Source organism: Delftia sp. S65, assembly GCF_016516495.1.
Lineage (GTDB): Bacteria > Pseudomonadota > Gammaproteobacteria > Burkholderiales > Burkholderiaceae_C > Comamonas > Comamonas acidovorans.
In genome coordinates this window covers 32,284-48,570 of the sequence record NZ_JACVUR010000019.1, presented here as the reverse complement: position 1 = coordinate 48,570, position 16,287 = coordinate 32,284, and the positions used below count along the sequence as shown (strand labels likewise).

The following is a 16,287-nucleotide window of genomic DNA, read 5'->3' as shown; positions in this document are numbered from 1 at the left end:
GGCCCGCAGGTTCAGGGCTGGTACTTCCAGGTGCCGTTCTCGATCTTGACCATGACGGCCGCGCGCTGGTCCAGGCCCAGGTGGTCGGTGGGCGTCATGTTGAAGATGCCGTGGGCGCCGGCCACGTCCTTGGTCTGCTCCAGCGCATCGCGCAGGGCGGCGCGGAACTCGGCCGTGCCGGGCTGGGCCTTCTTGAGCGCGGCGGGAATCGCCGCTTCGAGCACGCGGCCCGCATCCCAGGAATGCGCGCCAAAGGTCGATGCCGTGCCCTTGCCGTTGGCGGCCTCGTAGGCCTCCACATAGGAGACGGCAGACTTCTTGACCGGATTGCTGTCGGGCAGCTGGTGGGCCACCAGCACGGGGCCGGCGGGCAGCAGCGTGCCTTCCACATCCTTGCCGCCCACGCGCAGGAAGTCGGCATTGGCCACGCCGTGGGTCTGGTAGATCTTGCCCTGGTAGCCGCGCTCCTTGAGCGATTTCTGCGGCAGCGCGGCCGGCGTGCCCGAGCCTGCGATCAGCACCGCATCGGGCTTGGCGGACATGAGCTTGAGCGTCTGGCCCGTGACCGAGGTATCGCTGCGCGAATAGGCCTCGGTGGCGGTGAGCTTGATGCCCTTGGCCTCGGCCACCTTGCGGAACTCCTGCAGCCAGCTTTCACCGTAGGCGTCGTTGAAGCCGATGTAGCCCACGGTCTTGATGCCGGCCTTGGCCATGTGCTCGCCGATGGCGGCGGCCATCATGGCGTCGTGCTGGGGCGTCTTGAAGACCCAGAACTTCTTGGCATCCATGGGCTCGACGATCTTGGCCGAGGCCGCCAGCGTGATCATGGGCGTCTTGGCCTCGGAGACCACGTCCACCATGGCCAGCGAGTTGGGCGTGATGCTGGAGCCCAGGATGACATCGACCTTGCTCTCACTGATCAGTTTGCGCGTGTTGGCCACGGCCGCCGTGGTGTCGGAGGCGTCGTCCAGGATGATGTAGTTGACCTTCTGGCCCGCCACCGTGCGCGGCATCAGCGCCACGGTGTTCTTTTCGGGAATGCCCAGGGAGGCCGCCGGTCCGGTGGCCGAGACCACCACGCCCACATTGATGTCGGCCAGGGCCGATCCCCAGACCGTGGCCAGGGTCGCGGCCAGCAGGCCCAGTTTCGTCAAACGCTTCATGTCTGTCTCCTTGTGTTGGATGGGGCGTGGCACCTTCAGGCGCCACAATTTACCGTGGTAACTATTTTTTTGCCAGCGGTTTGATGCCCGGGTTTGCCTGGGGTCTGCACGGCCGGCAGGCCTCCGAGGAACAGGTCGGCCACCACGGGGGCCATGGCCTCGTGGTCCAGCGAGCCATCGGGCCGCAGCCAGGTGAACATCCAGTTCATCATCCCGAACAGCAGCATGGCCAGCGCCTTGGACAGGCCCGCGCCATCGGCGTCCGGCCGCAGCTGGGCCACCGCCTGGGCAAAGGTCTCGACCACGGCGCGCTCCTTGCCCAGCACGCGCTGGCGGTCGTCGTCCTGCAGGAAGCGCACGTCCTCGGTCAGCACGCGGTGGGCATGGCGGGCATGGGCGTATTCCTGCACGAAGCGCTCGATAAGCATGCGCAGCCGCGGCTCGGGCGGCAGGCCCATGGACTGCACCTCGTCCACCAGGGCCTGCAGCCGCGTCATGTGGCCATCGGTGATGTCCACCAGCAGCGCGTACTTGTCGCGGAAGTAGTGGTAGATGGTGGGCTTGGACAGGCCGCAGGCCTGGGCCACCTCGTTCATCGAAGTGCCGGGGTAGCCGCTGCGCGCGAACAGCGCGGCGGCATGGCCCAGGATCAGTTCGCGCTGGTCGTCGTATCCGGAAGATCGGCCTCGGGCCATGGGACTCCTGTGCGCGCTCAGCGGCTGCGGTGGTCGATCACGCGGCGGGCCTTGCCCACCAGGGTGCGCTCTATGGAATCGGGTCGCAGCACCTCGACCTCGGCGCTCACGCCGACCAGGGTCTTGATGCGCTGCTGCACCCACAGTGCCAGCGCCTCGGTGTCGCCCTGCGTGCCCGGCTGCATCTCGCAGCGCACGGCCAGCCGGTCCAGGTTGCCGTCGCGCGTGACCACCAGCTGGTACTGGCCCGACAGCTGGGCGTTCTGCAGCACGATCTCCTCGATCTGCGTGGGAAACAGGTTCACGCCGCGGATGATGAGCATGTCGTCGCTGCGCCCCACGATCTTGCCCATGCGCCGGAAGCTGCGCGAGGTCGGCGCAAGCAGCCGGGTCAAATCCCGCGTGCGGTAGCGCACGATGGGCATGGCTTCTTTGCTCAACGACGTGAAGACCAGCTCGCCCTCGCTGCCGTCGGGCAGCACCTCGCCCGTGTCCGGGTCGATGATCTCGGGGTAGAAATGGTCTTCCCAGATCACCGGCCCGTCCTTGCTCTCCACGCATTCGCTGGCCACGCCTGGGCCCATGACTTCGGACAGGCCGTAGATGTCCACGGCATCCAGCCCCGCCTTGCCCTCGATCTCGCGGCGCATGGCCTCGGTCCAGGGCTCGGCGCCGAAGATGCCGATCTTCAAGGAGCTTGCGCGCGGGTCCAGGCCCTGGCGCTGCATCTCCTCCACGATCACCTGCATGTAGCTGGGCGTGACCATGATGATGTCGGGCCGGAAATCCTGGATCAGCTGCACCTGCTTTTCGGTCTGCCCGCCCGACATGGGCACCACGGTGCAGCCCGCGCGCTCGGCGCCGTAGTGCGCCCCCAGGCCGCCCGTGAACAGGCCGTAGCCATAGGCCACATGCACCATGTCGCCGGGCCGCCCGCCCGCCGCGCGGATGGAGCGCGCCACCAGGTTGGCCCAGTTGTCGATGTCATTCAACGTGTAGCCCACGACCGTGGGCTTGCCTGTGGTGCCCGAGGAGGCATGCACGCGCGCCACCTTCTGGCGCGGCACGGCGAACATGCCGAACGGGTAGTTCTCGCGCAGGTCCTTCTTGGTGGTGAAGGGAAAGCGGGCCAGGTCGGACAGCGTGCGCAGATCGGACGGATGCACGCCCTTTTCGTCGAAGGCGCGGCGGTAGTGCGGCACGTTGTCGTAGGCATGCTGCAGCGACCAGCGCAGGCGCAGCAGCTGCAGCGAGGCGATCTCGTCGCGGCTGGCGGTTTCGATGGGGTCGAGTTCGCCGGGGGCGGGGCGCTGCAGGGACATGGCGGACCTCTTCAGGTGGGCTCTGTCAGGCCGGGCACGGTGGGCCGGCCCTTGAAGCTGTGCGAGCGGCCACGGAACAGCGCGATCACTTCCTGGCGCTGGTTGGTGACCTGCACGTCATAGACGCCGGTGCGGCCTGCGCGCGAGATTTCGCGGGCCTGGGCCGTGAGCACGTCGCCGGGCCGGCCGGGCGCGACGAAGTCCACGCTCAGGCCCGAGGCCACCGTCATCTCGTTGCGCGCATTGCAGGCATAGGCAAAGGCCGTGTCGGCCAGCGCCGTGATGAAGCCGCCGTGGCAGATATCAAAGCCGTTGAGCATGTCGTCGCGCACGGCCATTTCCATGCGCGCCGCGCCGGGGGCGATGTCCGTGATGCGCAGGCCCAGGCCTTGCGCGGCGCGGTCGCGCGCCAGCATGCCGTCGCGCACCTGTTCGGCCAGGCGCTGTGCGGCTTCGTCCGGGGTATGGGTGTCTTGCATGGCGCCGCTCCTCAACGGTCCGAGAACACGGCAGCCCGCTTGCCCAGGAAGGCGGCCACGCCCTCCTGGTAGTCGTGGGCCGCGCCCAGCTGGCCCTGCTGGCGCGCCTCGCGCGTGAGCGCATGCTCGTAGTCCAGCAGTTGGGCCGAGTCCATGGCCTCCCGCGTGCGCGCCAGGGCCCGCACGGGCATGGCGGCCAGGCGCTGGGCCAGGGCCTGGGCCTCGCTGCGCAAATCGGCATCTTCCACGCAGCGCCAGATCAGGCCGATGCGTTCGGCCTCGGCCGCAGGCAGCTTGTCGCCCAGCAGCGCAAGGCCCAGGGCACGCGCACGGCCCACCAGGCGCGGCAGCAGCCAGGTGCCGCCGCAGTCGGGCACCAGGCCGATCTTGGCAAAGGCCTGGATGAAGCTGGCCGAGCGCGCGGCCAGCACCAGGTCGCAGGCCAGCGCGATATTGGCGCCCGCACCGGCGGCCACGCCATTGACGGCGGCCACCACGGGCACGGGCATGGACTTGAGCCGCAGGCACAGCGGCTGGTAGCGGCGCTCGATCAGGTCGCCCAGGTTCTGGTCGGGCGCGGCCTCGGGGTCGGACAGGTCCTGGCCCGCGCAAAAGCCGCGCCCCGCGCCCGTGAGCACCACGCAGCGAACCGTGGCATCGCCGGCGGCCTGCTCCAGGGCCGAAAGCAGCTGCTCGTGCAGTTGCGCGTTGAAGCTGTTGAGCGCGTCGGGGCGATTGAGCACCAGGGTGCGGACGGCGTCTTGCTGCTCAACCAGAACCAGCGATGGGGGCATGGAAGTCTCCGTGGCCTGTCTGCCGTCTTTATGCGGCAGATCAAACATAATTTACCGAATGGTCGGTAAATGTTAGTCGCCAGACCCTTTCCACCACAAGCGCCCAGGCACCGAGGAAACCCCTAGGCCCCATGAAAAATGACCCCCACGCTGCCCTTGCTGCCCAAGGTCCGCTGCCCCCCGAGGGGGCGTTTTTCATCTTGGGGCGGCCCGGCGATGAAAAAAGGCCCGCACGGGCCATTTTTCTTGAAGGTTCAGGGCTTGAAACCCGAGCGCTGCACCACCGGCGTCCACTGCGCGCGGTAGGCCTTGAGCATCTCGGCCGTCTGCGCGCTGCTGCTGGAGACCGGGGTCAGCCGGCTGGCCTCGAATTTCTGGCGCGTGTCGGGCTCCTTCATGATCTCCTGCACCATGCGCGACAGGCGCTCGGCAACGTCGGGCGCCATGCTCTGCGGCGCGAACAAGGTGTTCCAGCCCATGCCCGACAGGTTCAGGCCCGATTCCTTGAGCGTGGGAATGTCCGGCGCCATGGTGCTGCGGCGCTCGCCCGACACGGCCAGCACGCGGATCTTGCCGGCCTCGTGCTGGGGCAGCAGCACGTCGAAGGTGTCGATGGCCAGCGGCACCTGGCCGCCCACCAGGTCGGTCAGCAGCGGGGCCGAGCCCTTGTAGCCCACGGTTTCGGTCCGGACCTTGGCGGCCTCGCCCAGCATCAGCGAGAAGAAGTGCGGCAGGCTGCCCGTGGCCGGCACGCCCACGTTGGCCTGCTGCGGATTGGCACGCAGCCAGGCCAGCAGGTGCGACAGCTGCCTGACGGGCACGGCACTGGCCACGGCCACGCCGAATTCGTAGCGATTGACCTCGCTGACCGGGCGGAAGTCCTTGTCGGGGTCGTAGCCCGAGTCAGGGAACACCAGGGGCGCCACCAGCATCACGGCCGGGTTGGCCAGCAGCAGCGCGGGCTGGGAGGCCGGCGCGTTCTTCACATACTGGGCCGACAGGCGGCCGCCCGCGCCGGGCTTGTTCTCCACCACCACGGGCGAGCCCACGCGCGCCTGCAGCTTGTCGGCCACGATGCGCGCCACGCGGTCGGTGGCGCCACCGGGCGGGTAGCCCACGACGATGCGCAGCGGCGCCTTGCCCGGAAACAGCGGCTCGGCCGCCGTGGCACTTCCAGCCAGCCAGCTGGCGGCCGAAACAGCCGGTGCCAGGGCCAGGATCTGGGTCAGGGTTCTTCGCTGCATCGCAAACTCTCTCCTTGCATGGACGGATTCCCGTGCGGAACGCACGCCGCACAATGTAGCGGCCTCAAAACGCCCGTTGCCGCCGATATTGACCAGGGTTAACCCGAGGCAAGACGCCCTGCGCCGCTCGGGCATCGCGACAGCCTGGCGAAGCCGACTCGGCGACAATCGCCCACCATGAGCTTCGCCCCCCTGACCAACGACACCTTCCTGCGCGCCTGCCGGCGCCAGGCCACCGACTACACGCCGCTGTGGCTGATGCGCCAGGCGGGCCGCTATCTCCCCGAATACAAGGCCACGCGCGCCCGGGCCGGCAGCTTCATGGGCCTGGCCACCAACGTGGACTACGCCACCGAGGTCACGCTGCAGCCTCTGGAGCGCTTCCCGCTGGACGCGGCCATCCTGTTCTCCGACATCCTGACCGTGCCCGACGCCATGGGCCTGGGCCTGTCCTTTGCCGAAGGCGAAGGCCCGCGCTTTGCCAAGGTGGTGCGCGACGAGGCCGCCGTGGCCGAGCTGGCCGTGCCCGACATGGACAAGCTGCGCTACGTGTTCGACGCCGTGACCAGCATCCGCCGCGCGCTCGATGGCCGCGTGCCGCTGATCGGCTTCTCGGGCAGCCCCTGGACCCTGGCCTGCTACATGGTCGAGGGCAAGGGCAGCGACGACTACCGCCTGGTCAAGAGCCTGATGTATGCACGCCCCGACCTGATGCACCGCATCCTGGCCATCAACGCCGACAGCGTGGCCGCCTACCTCAACGCCCAGATCGATGCGGGCGCCCAGGCCGTGATGGTGTTCGACAGCTGGGGCGGCGTGCTGGCCGATGGCGCCTTCCAGGAATTCAGCCTGGCCTACACGAAGCGCGTGCTGGCCGGACTCAAGCGCACGGGCGTCGATGGGCAGGACGTGCCGCGCATCGTCTTCACCAAGGGCGGCGGCATCTGGCTGCCCGACATGAAGGACCTGGACTGCGAGGTGCTGGGCCTGGACTGGACGGCCAACCTGGCCCGCGCCCGCGCCATCGTCGGTGGCGAGGTGGGCGGACCCGGCAAGGCGCTGCAGGGCAACATCGACCCCAATGTGCTGTTCGCACCGCCCGAGCGCGTGGCCGAGCAGGCGCGCGCCGTGCTCGACAGCTTCGGCGCCCCGCACACCGACAGGACCACCACGGGCCCCACGCACATCTTCAACCTGGGCCACGGCATCAGCCAGTTCACGCCGCCCGAGCATGTGGCGGCCCTGGTGGAGACCGTGCACAGCCATTCGCGCGCCCTGCGCCAGCGCTGAGCGAGCCGCCTACCCGCCCCCGCTTCTCCCGAACCCCAGGGCCGGACGCCAGCGCAGCGCCGGCCCCTGCCGGGGCCGCCAACGGCCCGGCAAGGCCCCGCTGTCCACAAGCCGGGTACCCGACAGCCGCTTGCTGCACAAGATGGCCACAGACCATCTTATGCACAGAAAAATCCGAGCGAGGCCCTAGGAGTTGCAGTTGTCATCCGCGCCTGCACGCCGGCGACATATCGATATAAGCCATTGTTTTTGAATAATTTTTTTGATAGCAACATTTTCAGCTTGCACCGATTGGCAAGGCCGGATAAGCAGGGGCATGCCCATAGATCCGAATAATCCCCACAAAGTTATCCACAGAAATTGACGATATACCCAGAAACCCGCAGTCACCGGCCGGGGCGTCTGGTGTAGAACGCCGCACCCAGGCTCCGGGCAGCGCCAAAGGCTTATGCTTGGCGGCTTGGTTGCCGCAGGCCCTGCCGTGCGGCGCCCGCGTTTTCAGGCCCCGCTTTCCCCGCATTCGCATGTCCCTCCCCGCCCACACCGTCCATGTCGCCGTCCAGACGCCGGCGCACAGCGCCGTGGGCGAACTGCTGAGCTACACCTGCGACCAGCCCCTGGAGGCGGGCACCCTGGTGCGCGTGCCCCTGGGTCGCCGGGACCTGCTGGGCGTGGTCTGGGACGCCCCCCCCCGCCATGCCCGAAGGCGTGGAGCTGCGCCCCATCGCCGCCGTGCTGCAGGGCATTGCGCCGCTGCCGGCCGCCTGGCGCCGGCTGGTGGCCTTCGCCGCCTACTACTACCAGCGCAGCGTGGGCGAAATCGCCGTGACGGCCCTGCCCCCGCAACTGCGCGAGATGACGGCCGAGCAGCTGGCGCGCCGGCTCAGGCCGACCAAGGCTGCGGCGAAGAGAGCGGCCAAGGCTGCAAAGGCAGAACAGGCGCCTGGCACTGCGCCTGCACCGGCCCCGGCCGCCGCAGACATTCCCCCCATCGTCCTCAGCGCCGAGCAGGCCGACGTCTTCACGCAGATCGCCGCCCATCCCGGCCCCTTTCTGCTCTTCGGCAGCACGGGCAGCGGCAAGACCGAGGTCTATCTGAGAGCCACCCAGGCCGCACTGGACGCCGACCCCGGCGCCCAGGTGCTGGTGATGGTGCCCGAGATCAACCTCACGCCCCAGCTGGAGCAGCGCTTCACGGAGCGCTTCGCGCCGCAGTACGGCGCCGCCTGCGTGGTCAGCATGCACAGCGCAATGACCAACCCCCAGCGGCTCAAGAGCTGGCTGGCCGCGCACACCGGCGTGGCGCGCATCGTGCTGGGCACGCGCATGTCGGTCTTCGCCAGCCTGCCGGGCCTGTCGCTGATCGTGGTGGACGAGGAGCACGACGCCAGCTACAAGCAGCAGGAAGGCGCACGCTACTCGGCGCGCGACCTGGCCATCTGGCGCGCGCGCGATACCGGCGCCAAGGTCATCCTGGGCAGTGCCACGCCGTCGCTGGAGAGCTGGCACGCCAGCCGCCCGCCCAATGCCGACGAGCCGCAGGGCGGCCGCTACCTGCGCCTGCACATGCCCAGCCGCATCGGCGCGGCCGCCCTGCCGCGCGTGCGCCTGGTGGACATGGGCCAGCAGCCGCGCAAGGCCGTGTTCTCGCCGCCGCTGATCGATGCCATCACCGAGCGCGTGCAGCGCGGCGAGCAAAGCCTGGTGCTGCTCAACCGCCGCGGCTTCGCGCCCGTGCTGTTCTGCGCCGACTGCGGCTGGAAAAGCGACTGCCCGCACTGCAGCGCCCACCAGGTCTTCCACAAGGCCGACCGCACCCTGCGCTGCCACCACTGCGGCTACACCCAGCGCGTGCCCATGGCCTGCCCCGGCTGCGGCAATCCCGACATCCTGCCGCTGGGCAAGGGCACGGAGCAGCTGGAGGAAGAACTGGCCCGCCTGCTGCGCAATGTGCAGCGCCCCGACCGCGAGCCCGCCCGCGTGGCGCGCATCGACGCCGACACCACGCGCGCCAAGGGAGCGCTGGAGGAGCAACTGGCCCAGGTGCATGCGGGCGACATCGACGTGCTGGTGGGCACCCAGATGGTGGCCAAGGGCCATGACTTCCGGCGCATCACCCTGGTGGCCGCCGTGCAGCCCGACAGCGCTCTTTTCTCCAGCGACTACCGAGCGCCCGAGCGCCTGTTCAGCCTGCTGATGCAGGCCGCCGGCCGCGCAGGGCGCGACGCGCACTACGTGGCCGCCCAGGGCAGCCACCCGGAGATGTGGATACAGACGCACGACCCGTCCCACCCCGTCTACACCGCGCTGCGCTCGCACGACTATCCGGCCTTCGCCGCGCGCCAGTTGCGCGAGCGGCGCGATGCGGGCATGCCGCCCTTCGCCTTCCAGGCCATCGTGCGGGCCGATGCGCGCACCCAGGAAGCCGCCCAGGCCTTCCTGGCCGCTGCGGCCGAGGCCGCCCGCCAGGCCGGCCTGCCCCATGTGGACGATGTGTTTCTCTACCCGCCCATTCCCATGTCCGTGCAGCGCGTGGCCAATGTGGAGCGCGCGCAGATGCTGATCGAGTCGGCCCAGCGGCCCGCCCTGCTGCGCTTTCTCTGGGCCTGGCAGACGCACCTGCACTGGATCAGGGCACAGCCCGGGCACCGCGCCCTGGTGCGCTGGCTGGTGGACGTGGACCCGCTGGCCATCTGAGCGTGGCACGGCCTCTGGAACGGCCCCAAAAAACCTCAAGCCTTTCAGGCCTCGGGCGCAATCCCGCAAAGCGTTCACCGCTCCTTTTTCGGAAGCGCTTTTAGCGCATTCGCCGCGCGGCTCCCATCGGGATTTGCGCTGATGCAGGCGGGGCATGTTTATTGCATCGTGCCGCATTCAGCCCACAAGGCTGGATCATTCAATGCCTTTCCAGGAGCGATACATGCCGTTCACCCCCTTCCGTATGACCTTGATGGCCGTCGCGCTTGCGCTGGCAGGCTGCGCGTCCCAGCCCGGCGCCAGCCAGGCCCCCGCAGCCGCAGCGCCCGCCACGGCCGCCGCCCCTGCACCCGCTCCCACCGCACAGGCCGGCAAGCCCAACGTGGTCGTCCTGGCCACGGGCGGCACCATTGCCGGCGCGGGCGCCAGCGCCGTCAACAGCGCCACCTACACGGCCGCCAAGGTGCCCGTGGACAAGCTGCTGGCCGGCCTGCCCGAGCTGAGCAACATCGCCAACGTGTCCGGCGAGCAGGTCTTCCAGATCGCCTCCGAGAGCTTCACCAACAAGGAACTGCTGACGCTGGCCCGCCGCGTCAACGAGCTGGCCAAGCAGCCCGGCGTGGACGGCATCGTCGTCACCCACGGCACGGACACGCTGGAGGAAACCGGCTACTTCCTGAACCTGGTGGTGCCCACCGACAAGCCCATCGTCATGGTCGGCTCCATGCGCCCCGGCACGGCCATCTCGGCCGACGGCGCGCTGAACCTGCTGGGCGCCGTGGCTACGGCCGCGTCCAAGGACTCGGCGGGCAAGGGCGTGCTGGTCAGCATGAACGACAACATCGACTCCGCGCGCGATGTCGCCAAGCTCACCAACATCAAGACCAATGCCTTCGCCAGCCAGTGGGGCCCGCTGGGCATGGTGGTCGAGGGCAAGACCTACTGGTTCCGCGCCCCCGTCAAGCGCCACACCAGGGGCAGCGAGTTCAACATCGAGCAGATCACCGACCTGCCCGCAGTGGACATCGTCTATGGCTACGGCAACGTGCCCGCCACGGCCATCGACGCGCTGGGCAAGGCCGGCGTCAAGGCCATCGTGCATGCAGGCACGGGCAATGGCTCGGTGGCCGACCGCATCGTGCCCAAGCTCAATGAACTGCGCCAAAAGGGCGTGATCGTGGTGCGCAGCTCGCGCGTGCCGGCCGGCTTCGTGCTGCGCAATGCCGAGCAGCCCGATGACAAGTACGACTGGGTCGTCGCCCATGACCTGAACCCGCAGAAGGCGCGCCTGCTGGCCGCGGTGGCCCTGACCAAGACGCAGGACACGAAGCAGTTGCAGCGCATCTTCTGGGAGTACTGATAGCACCCCCTGAGGCGCTGGCGCGCCTTCCCCCTCTCTACCCGCTTCGCGGGGGAGGGGGACGACAGCCTCGCTGCGGGGCGGCCCTTGCTTGCTGTCCCTTGCTTTGGGCCTCGCCGGTTTTTTGCGCTGCGCCCACATGGCCCGGTCCATTTTTGGCCGGGCTTTTTCTATTGCCGCTTCTTAGTTCGATGTAAACAGCGGGGTCAGGGGGCCTTGGGCGATGTGGCAGTGCGCCTGTTCGAGGGCCTGGGCGAAGGCGTCGGAGCGCAGGTAGGCGTATTCGACGGCGCGCTGGGCGCCTATGGCGTCGCCCTGGACGGGGGCGGTGGCGGGGTGGCACATCATGAGGCTGCCGGGCTGCAGCTGGGCCAGCCATTGGGCCATGTGGCGGCCATAGCCTTCGGGCGTGGGCTGGTCGAAGGCGTAGACGCCGCCGAAGCCGTGGTTGAGCGGCACGCCCTGGCGGCGCAGGCGGCGGGTGGTGGTCCAGCCGCCCAGCAGGGCGATGATGGCGGCCTTGGGGTCGCGCCAGAGCTGGCCGGCCGGGGTGGTGGAGCGGACCCAGGGCAGGTCGTCGGCGTTGTCGCCATAGCGCTGGCGCAATTCCTGCACCAGCGCGGCGCGCACGCCGGGGAGCTGGTGCACGTGCTGGTGGCCGTCGATGAAGTCGGGGGCCATGCCCAGCGCGTCCTCGAAGGCGTCGAGCTGGCGGCGCCAGGCGTCGCGCATGGCGGCGCCGCCGAGTGCGCCGGCATAGGCGCGCGCGATCACGGCACCGATGCCGGCGGCGGGCTGCAGGCCGTGGCCTTCGGTCAGGTTGAAGTGCAGGCCCAGCGACAGGCGCGGGCGCAGCGCGGGCAGGCGCCTGGCGGCCTGCCTCCATTGCGGCGAGGTGGTCATGCAGCTGGTGGCCGACAGCCGGCCCTGCAGGGTGAGCTGCTCCACGGCTTCATCGACCAGGGGGTGCAGCGCATAGTCGTCGGCGCACAGGACGACGGTTCTGGCCGAGGCCTTCTCCCCGTTGTTTCTGGCAGGTACGGTGTTCATGAGGATTCCTTGCGGCCGGGGGCCGCAAAGGCCCAGAACTTGGCGAAGACGAAGGTGCCCACCGCCACCAGCACCAGCACCAGGGCCAGGCTCCAGAAATAGTGCCAGTGCAGCCAGTGCAGGGCCACCCAGTACAGCAGCTCGTTGGCCACGAAGGAGGCGCAGGCGACGGCGAAGTACTTGCCGGCCACGGCCCAGCCTTGCGCCCCGGCCTGCACGAAGGTGAACAGCGCATGGCCGTTGTAGCTGACCACGAAGGCCACGAGAAAGGCCAGCACGTTGGCATGCAGCGGCGCCATGCCCACCCGTTGCACCAGCAGGGCGACCACGGCCAGGTGCGTGGCGGCCGCGCAGCCCCCTACCAGCACGAACTGCAGCGCCTGCGGCAGGCGGCGCAGCTGTGCGATCACGTCGTGCATGGCTAGTCCCGTGGCGCCAGCGGGCTGCGGTCTTCGTCGCGCGCTAGCAGGTAGGTGGGGCGGCGCTTGACCTCGTCGTAGATCCGGCCGATGTACTCGCCCAGGATGCCGATGGACATCAGCTGCACGCCCGAGAACAGCATGATGCTGGCCGCCAGCGTGGGCCAGCCGTCCAGCGGGTTGCCGAAGATCAGCGTCTCCATGGTGATCCACAGGCCGTAGAGCAGGGCCGCCAGCGAGATGATCCCGCCCACCACGCTCCACACGCGCAGCGGCAAGGTGGTGAACGAGGTCAGCCCCAGCAGGGCCAGCGAGCCCAGGCGCCGGAAATTGAAGCTGGACGCACCGGCCGTGCGGTCGGCCGGCACGAACGGCAGCGCCGCGGCCTTGAAGCCCACCCAGGCGTACAGGCCCTTCATGAAGCGGTGGCTCTCCGGCAGGGCCTTGAGCGCGTCGGCCACGCAGCGGTCCAGCCAGCGGAAGTCGCCGGCATTGGGCGGGATCTTCACCAGGTTGCCGGCATTCATGAGCCGGTAGAACAGGTTGGTGCCCACGCGCTTGGCGCCGCTTTCGGCGCCCCGGTCGGCGATCACGCCATAGACCATGTCGTAGCCGGACTGCCACAGCTCGCACATCTGGGGCAGCATCTCCAGCGGATGCTGGAAGTCGGCGTCGATCAGCACCACGGCGTTGCCGCGCGCATGGTCTATGCCGGCCGACAGCGCCGCCTCCTTGCCGAAGTTGCGCGACAGCGCCAGATAGCGCACGGGCAGTTCCTGGGCCATGCGCAGCGCGATCTCGTGCGTGGCGTCACGGCTGCCGTCGTTGACGACGATCAGCTCGTAGTCGGGCGTCAGCGTGCGCACCGTCGCGTCCAGGGCGCGCAGGAACGCCTCCAGGTTGCCCTCTTCATTGTGGGCTGGCACCACGCAGCTCAGCCGCAGCGGGGGGCGCGGCAGCATCCCCTTGGGAGCGGCCGGAGCAATGTCAGCATGCAATTCGGTCATAGGCCAGCATTGTCAGCGGGCTGGCTGCCCGCGCGCGGCAACACGTCAAAAACCGCATAGGCATAGGGACTGGGCCGAGGAAAACGCCAGCCCGAGCGTTGCACCGTGAGCACACGCGCCTCCTGCGGCAGGCCCAGCTTCGCCAGCCAGGCCTGCGCCTGCTGCTCGCAGTCGCGCGATTTCGCGGTCGGGCCGGGCTCGCTGGCCACCGGGCCGCGCGGGCACAGCAGCAGCCCGGGCTGCTGGCGCCAGTCCGGCAGCGCCAGCACGCGCGCATATTCGCTGTCGGGCAGGCCGGGAATGGTGCGCAGATGCGGCTGGGCATAGAAAGACAGCATGGCGTTTTCCGCCCAGTCGCCGCCCACCCACTGCAGCGGCTGCTGCGGGTGGCGCTGGTTCCAGGACAGCACGATGGCCTGCGCCGCATCGGCCGCGGGGCGGTAGTAGTCGGAGCCGCTCTTGCGTGCATTGCCCCAGCCCACGGCCAGCCCGATCACCAGCACCACGGCCATGCTCGGCCACCAGGCGCGGCGCAGCGCGGCCAGGGCGGCCTGCGTCACGGCAGGCGCCTCGGCGTCCAGGTTGCGCAGCCACAGCAGCACAAAGGCATAGCCGATGGGGATGGCCCAGGGCGTGGACAGCTCCACCACGCCGGTGGCGCCAAAGCCCAGCGTCGCAAGCCAGGGCATGAGGGCCAGCCAGAACAGCGTGTCGCCGCGCCCCTGCCAGCACCAGCTGCGGCGCAGGAAACGCGCACTCCAGCGCAGCCAGCCGCCGCCTTGCTGGCGGGCCTGCATGAAGCCATACACCAGGCACACGGCCAGCCAGGCCGGCAGCCAGTAGAAGATGGGCGCCAGCGCAAAGCGCAGCACATAGCCCCACACCACCTGACCGCCGCCCTGGTCCATGGCATAGCCCAGCGTCACCCACTGGTGGTGGGCAATCCAGGCCACATGCGGCGCCAGCGCCAGGCCAAAGGCTGCCAGCGCCACGTAGGGCCGAGGAGTGAGCAGCCACTGGCGCCCTTCACGCACCAGGAAGATGGGCAGCAGGAAACCGGCCAGGAACACGCCGCTGTAGTACTTGCTGAGCATGCAGGCGGCCGAGACCACGCCCAGCGCCACGCTGAAGGCCACGCCGCGCGCCCCCTTTTCCTGCCAGCTGGCCAGCAGCAGGGCCGCCGCCCAGGGCCACAGGGACAGCAGCTGGCTGTTGGCGTTGAACTTGCCGGCCAGCGTCGTATACGGAAAGCACCACAGCAACAGGGCCGCGCCCAGCGGCGCCAGGCGCGCCAGCCCCAGGCGCCTGCCCAGCACGTAGACGCCCCAGATGCCTACGCCCACATTGGCATAGGACAGCAGGCGATAAAAGCCGTCGTTCTGCGGGAACACCATGAACCACAGGCCGACCACCCAGGCGAAGAACGGGGGATGCTTGTGCGTGCCCAGCTGCAGCGGCTGGGCCCAGGCATAGTTCTCCAGCATGTCGTGGTAGCCGTCCAGATTGCCATTGGCCAGCCAGGACACCAGGGCCCAGAGCAGGCAGGCCAGCGTCACCATCCAGAGCAGGGCCGCGCCCGTGGGAACGCCTGCCGGGGCAGAGGGGGAGGATTTCATGCGATCCCGTCGAGGTGGTGAAAAAACATGGGCGGGATTGTAGTGAGCACCAGCATGCCCGTGCGGCCCGGGCCTGCCGCTCAGGTGTGCCCGGGGCCCGCTCAGGTCATCAGCGCCACGGCGCCCGAGAAGCTCAGGAAGGCCAGCACCGTGGACACCAGGATGATGCGGGCCACGCGCCCGCCGTGCGCCCCGAAGCGCTCGGTCAGAAGCGAGACATTGCTGGCGCTGGGCAGCGCAGCCAGCAGCACCAGCGCCACAAAGGCCTCTTCACCGAGCGGCAGGCCCAGCGCCATGGCCGCACGGGCCACGGCCCAGACCAGCAGCGGGTGGACCAGCAGCTTGGCCAGCGCAATGGGCACGTAGTCGCGCGCGGCCACGCGCTCGTGGCTGTTCATCTGCGAGCGCGCCAGCACGGCGCCAATGGTGAACAGCGCCACGGGCGAGGCCGCGCCCGCCAGCATGGCCACGGTGCGGTCGATGGGGCCGGGCAGCGTCCAGCCTGCCCCCGAGGCCACGCCACCCAGCACGATGGCCCAGGGCATGGGATTGGCGGCCATGCCGGCAAACGCCCTGCGCAACGCCACGGACACGCCATGCCCGCCCGGCAGCCCCAGGCGCGACAGCGCAATGCACAGCGAGGTGGTCACCACCATGTCGATGGCCATGGTGACGATGACCGGGCCCGCCGCACGCTCGCCCAGCAGCGCCACCAGCATGGGCACTCCCATGAAGCCGGTGTTGGGAAAGGCCGCCACCAGCGCGCCAAAGGCCGCATCGTTCCAGCCCACGCGCCGCACGGTCAGCGCCACGGTGGCGCCCACCATCAGCAGCGCGCACAGCAGGTAGACCACGGAGACGCCCACATCCAGCAGCTGGGCAATCGGCGTCTGCGCGCCAAAGCGGAACAGCATGCAGGGCAGCGCGAAATACAGCACGAATGCGTTGAGCCCCGGTATCGCCGCCTGCGGCAGCACGCCACGCCAGGTAGCCGCAAAGCCGCAGGCCACAAGCGCGAAGAAGGGGAAGGTGATCAGCAGGACGGACAGCACGCGGCGATTCTGGCAGCAAGCCGGTGCCGCTGCCGCGCGCCCGTGTCACCGCGCGGACGCCGGACGAAAAAAAACCTGCCGGAATCCGCATCCGGCAGG

At 69.2% G+C, this 16,287-nt stretch carries 13 protein-coding genes and 1 pseudogene; 3 read left to right on the top strand and 11 right to left on the bottom strand.

The features are described 5' to 3' along the window. Positions 1-11: 11 nt before the first annotated feature. The 6 genes from IAE24_RS16550 to IAE24_RS16525 form a co-directional block, all read right to left on the bottom strand. Positions 12-1,163, bottom strand: coding sequence for an ABC transporter substrate-binding protein (locus IAE24_RS16550; RefSeq protein ID WP_013800322.1), 1,152 nt, complete (start codon positions 1,161-1,163; stop codon positions 12-14). Positions 1,164-1,198: 35 nt separating this feature from the next. After that, on the bottom strand, positions 1,199-1,858 hold the full coding sequence (locus IAE24_RS16545; protein WP_063327653.1) for a TetR/AcrR family transcriptional regulator: 660 nt from the start codon (positions 1,856-1,858) through the stop codon (positions 1,199-1,201). A gap of 17 nt (positions 1,859-1,875) precedes the next feature. Next, positions 1,876-3,180: a phenylacetate--CoA ligase PaaK gene (gene paaK / locus IAE24_RS16540; RefSeq protein WP_063327654.1), complete on the bottom strand. Its 1,305-nt coding sequence runs from the start codon at positions 3,178-3,180 to the stop codon at positions 1,876-1,878. 11 nt (positions 3,181-3,191) lie between these two features. Further along, positions 3,192-3,659 (bottom strand): hydroxyphenylacetyl-CoA thioesterase PaaI, encoded by a 468-nt coding sequence (gene paaI / locus IAE24_RS16535; RefSeq protein ID WP_013800320.1) that lies wholly within the window; start codon positions 3,657-3,659, stop codon positions 3,192-3,194. An 11-nt stretch (positions 3,660-3,670) separates the two neighbouring features. Continuing rightward, positions 3,671-4,453: an enoyl-CoA hydratase-related protein gene (locus tag IAE24_RS16530; RefSeq protein ID WP_012202500.1), complete on the bottom strand. Its 783-nt coding sequence runs from the start codon at positions 4,451-4,453 to the stop codon at positions 3,671-3,673. A gap of 254 nt (positions 4,454-4,707) precedes the next feature. Further along, positions 4,708-5,697 (bottom strand): tripartite tricarboxylate transporter substrate-binding protein, encoded by a 990-nt coding sequence (locus IAE24_RS16525; protein WP_063327655.1) that lies wholly within the window; start codon positions 5,695-5,697, stop codon positions 4,708-4,710. A 177-nt stretch (positions 5,698-5,874) separates the two neighbouring features. On the opposite strand from IAE24_RS16525, the gene hemE reads away from it, so the two are divergent. The 3 genes and pseudogenes from hemE to IAE24_RS16510 all read left to right on the top strand — a co-directional run bounded on the left by hemE (position 5,875) and on the right by IAE24_RS16510 (position 11,044). Then, the gene (hemE, locus tag IAE24_RS16520) at positions 5,875-6,987 is read left to right on the top strand and encodes a uroporphyrinogen decarboxylase (RefSeq protein WP_043824322.1); all 1,113 of its coding nucleotides are present in this window, start codon (positions 5,875-5,877) and stop codon (positions 6,985-6,987) included. A 524-nt stretch (positions 6,988-7,511) separates the two neighbouring features. Further along, positions 7,512-9,684, top strand: a pseudogene (gene priA, locus IAE24_RS16515) (replication restart helicase PriA). Positions 9,685-9,907: 223 nt separating this feature from the next. Beyond that, positions 9,908-11,044, top strand: a complete 1,137-nt coding sequence (locus tag IAE24_RS16510; RefSeq protein WP_013800315.1) for an asparaginase — start codon at positions 9,908-9,910, stop codon at positions 11,042-11,044. Positions 11,045-11,227: 183 nt separating this feature from the next. On the opposite strand, the gene IAE24_RS16505 is transcribed toward IAE24_RS16510, so the two are convergent. The 5 genes from IAE24_RS16505 to IAE24_RS16485 all read right to left on the bottom strand — a co-directional run bounded on the left by IAE24_RS16505 (position 11,228) and on the right by IAE24_RS16485 (position 16,188). Then, positions 11,228-12,094, bottom strand: coding sequence for a ChbG/HpnK family deacetylase (locus IAE24_RS16505; RefSeq protein ID WP_199962023.1), 867 nt, complete (start codon positions 12,092-12,094; stop codon positions 11,228-11,230). Further along, positions 12,091-12,513: a GtrA family protein gene (locus IAE24_RS16500; protein ID WP_012202494.1), complete on the bottom strand. Its 423-nt coding sequence runs from the start codon at positions 12,511-12,513 to the stop codon at positions 12,091-12,093. Before IAE24_RS16500 ends, IAE24_RS16505 begins: the two co-directional genes overlap by 4 nt. Before the next feature lie 2 nt (positions 12,514-12,515). Next, positions 12,516-13,520, bottom strand: a complete 1,005-nt coding sequence (locus IAE24_RS16495; RefSeq protein WP_012202493.1) for a glycosyltransferase family 2 protein — start codon at positions 13,518-13,520, stop codon at positions 12,516-12,518. Beyond that, entirely contained in the window at positions 13,517-15,136 is a 1,620-nt protein-coding gene (locus IAE24_RS16490) for a glycosyltransferase family 39 protein (RefSeq protein ID WP_199962022.1), read from the bottom strand. Before IAE24_RS16490 ends, IAE24_RS16495 begins: the two co-directional genes overlap by 4 nt. 101 nt (positions 15,137-15,237) lie before the next feature. Then, the gene (locus IAE24_RS16485; RefSeq protein ID WP_099751704.1) at positions 15,238-16,188 is read right to left on the bottom strand and encodes an AEC family transporter; all 951 of its coding nucleotides are present in this window, start codon (positions 16,186-16,188) and stop codon (positions 15,238-15,240) included. Positions 16,189-16,287 lie beyond the last annotated feature (99 nt).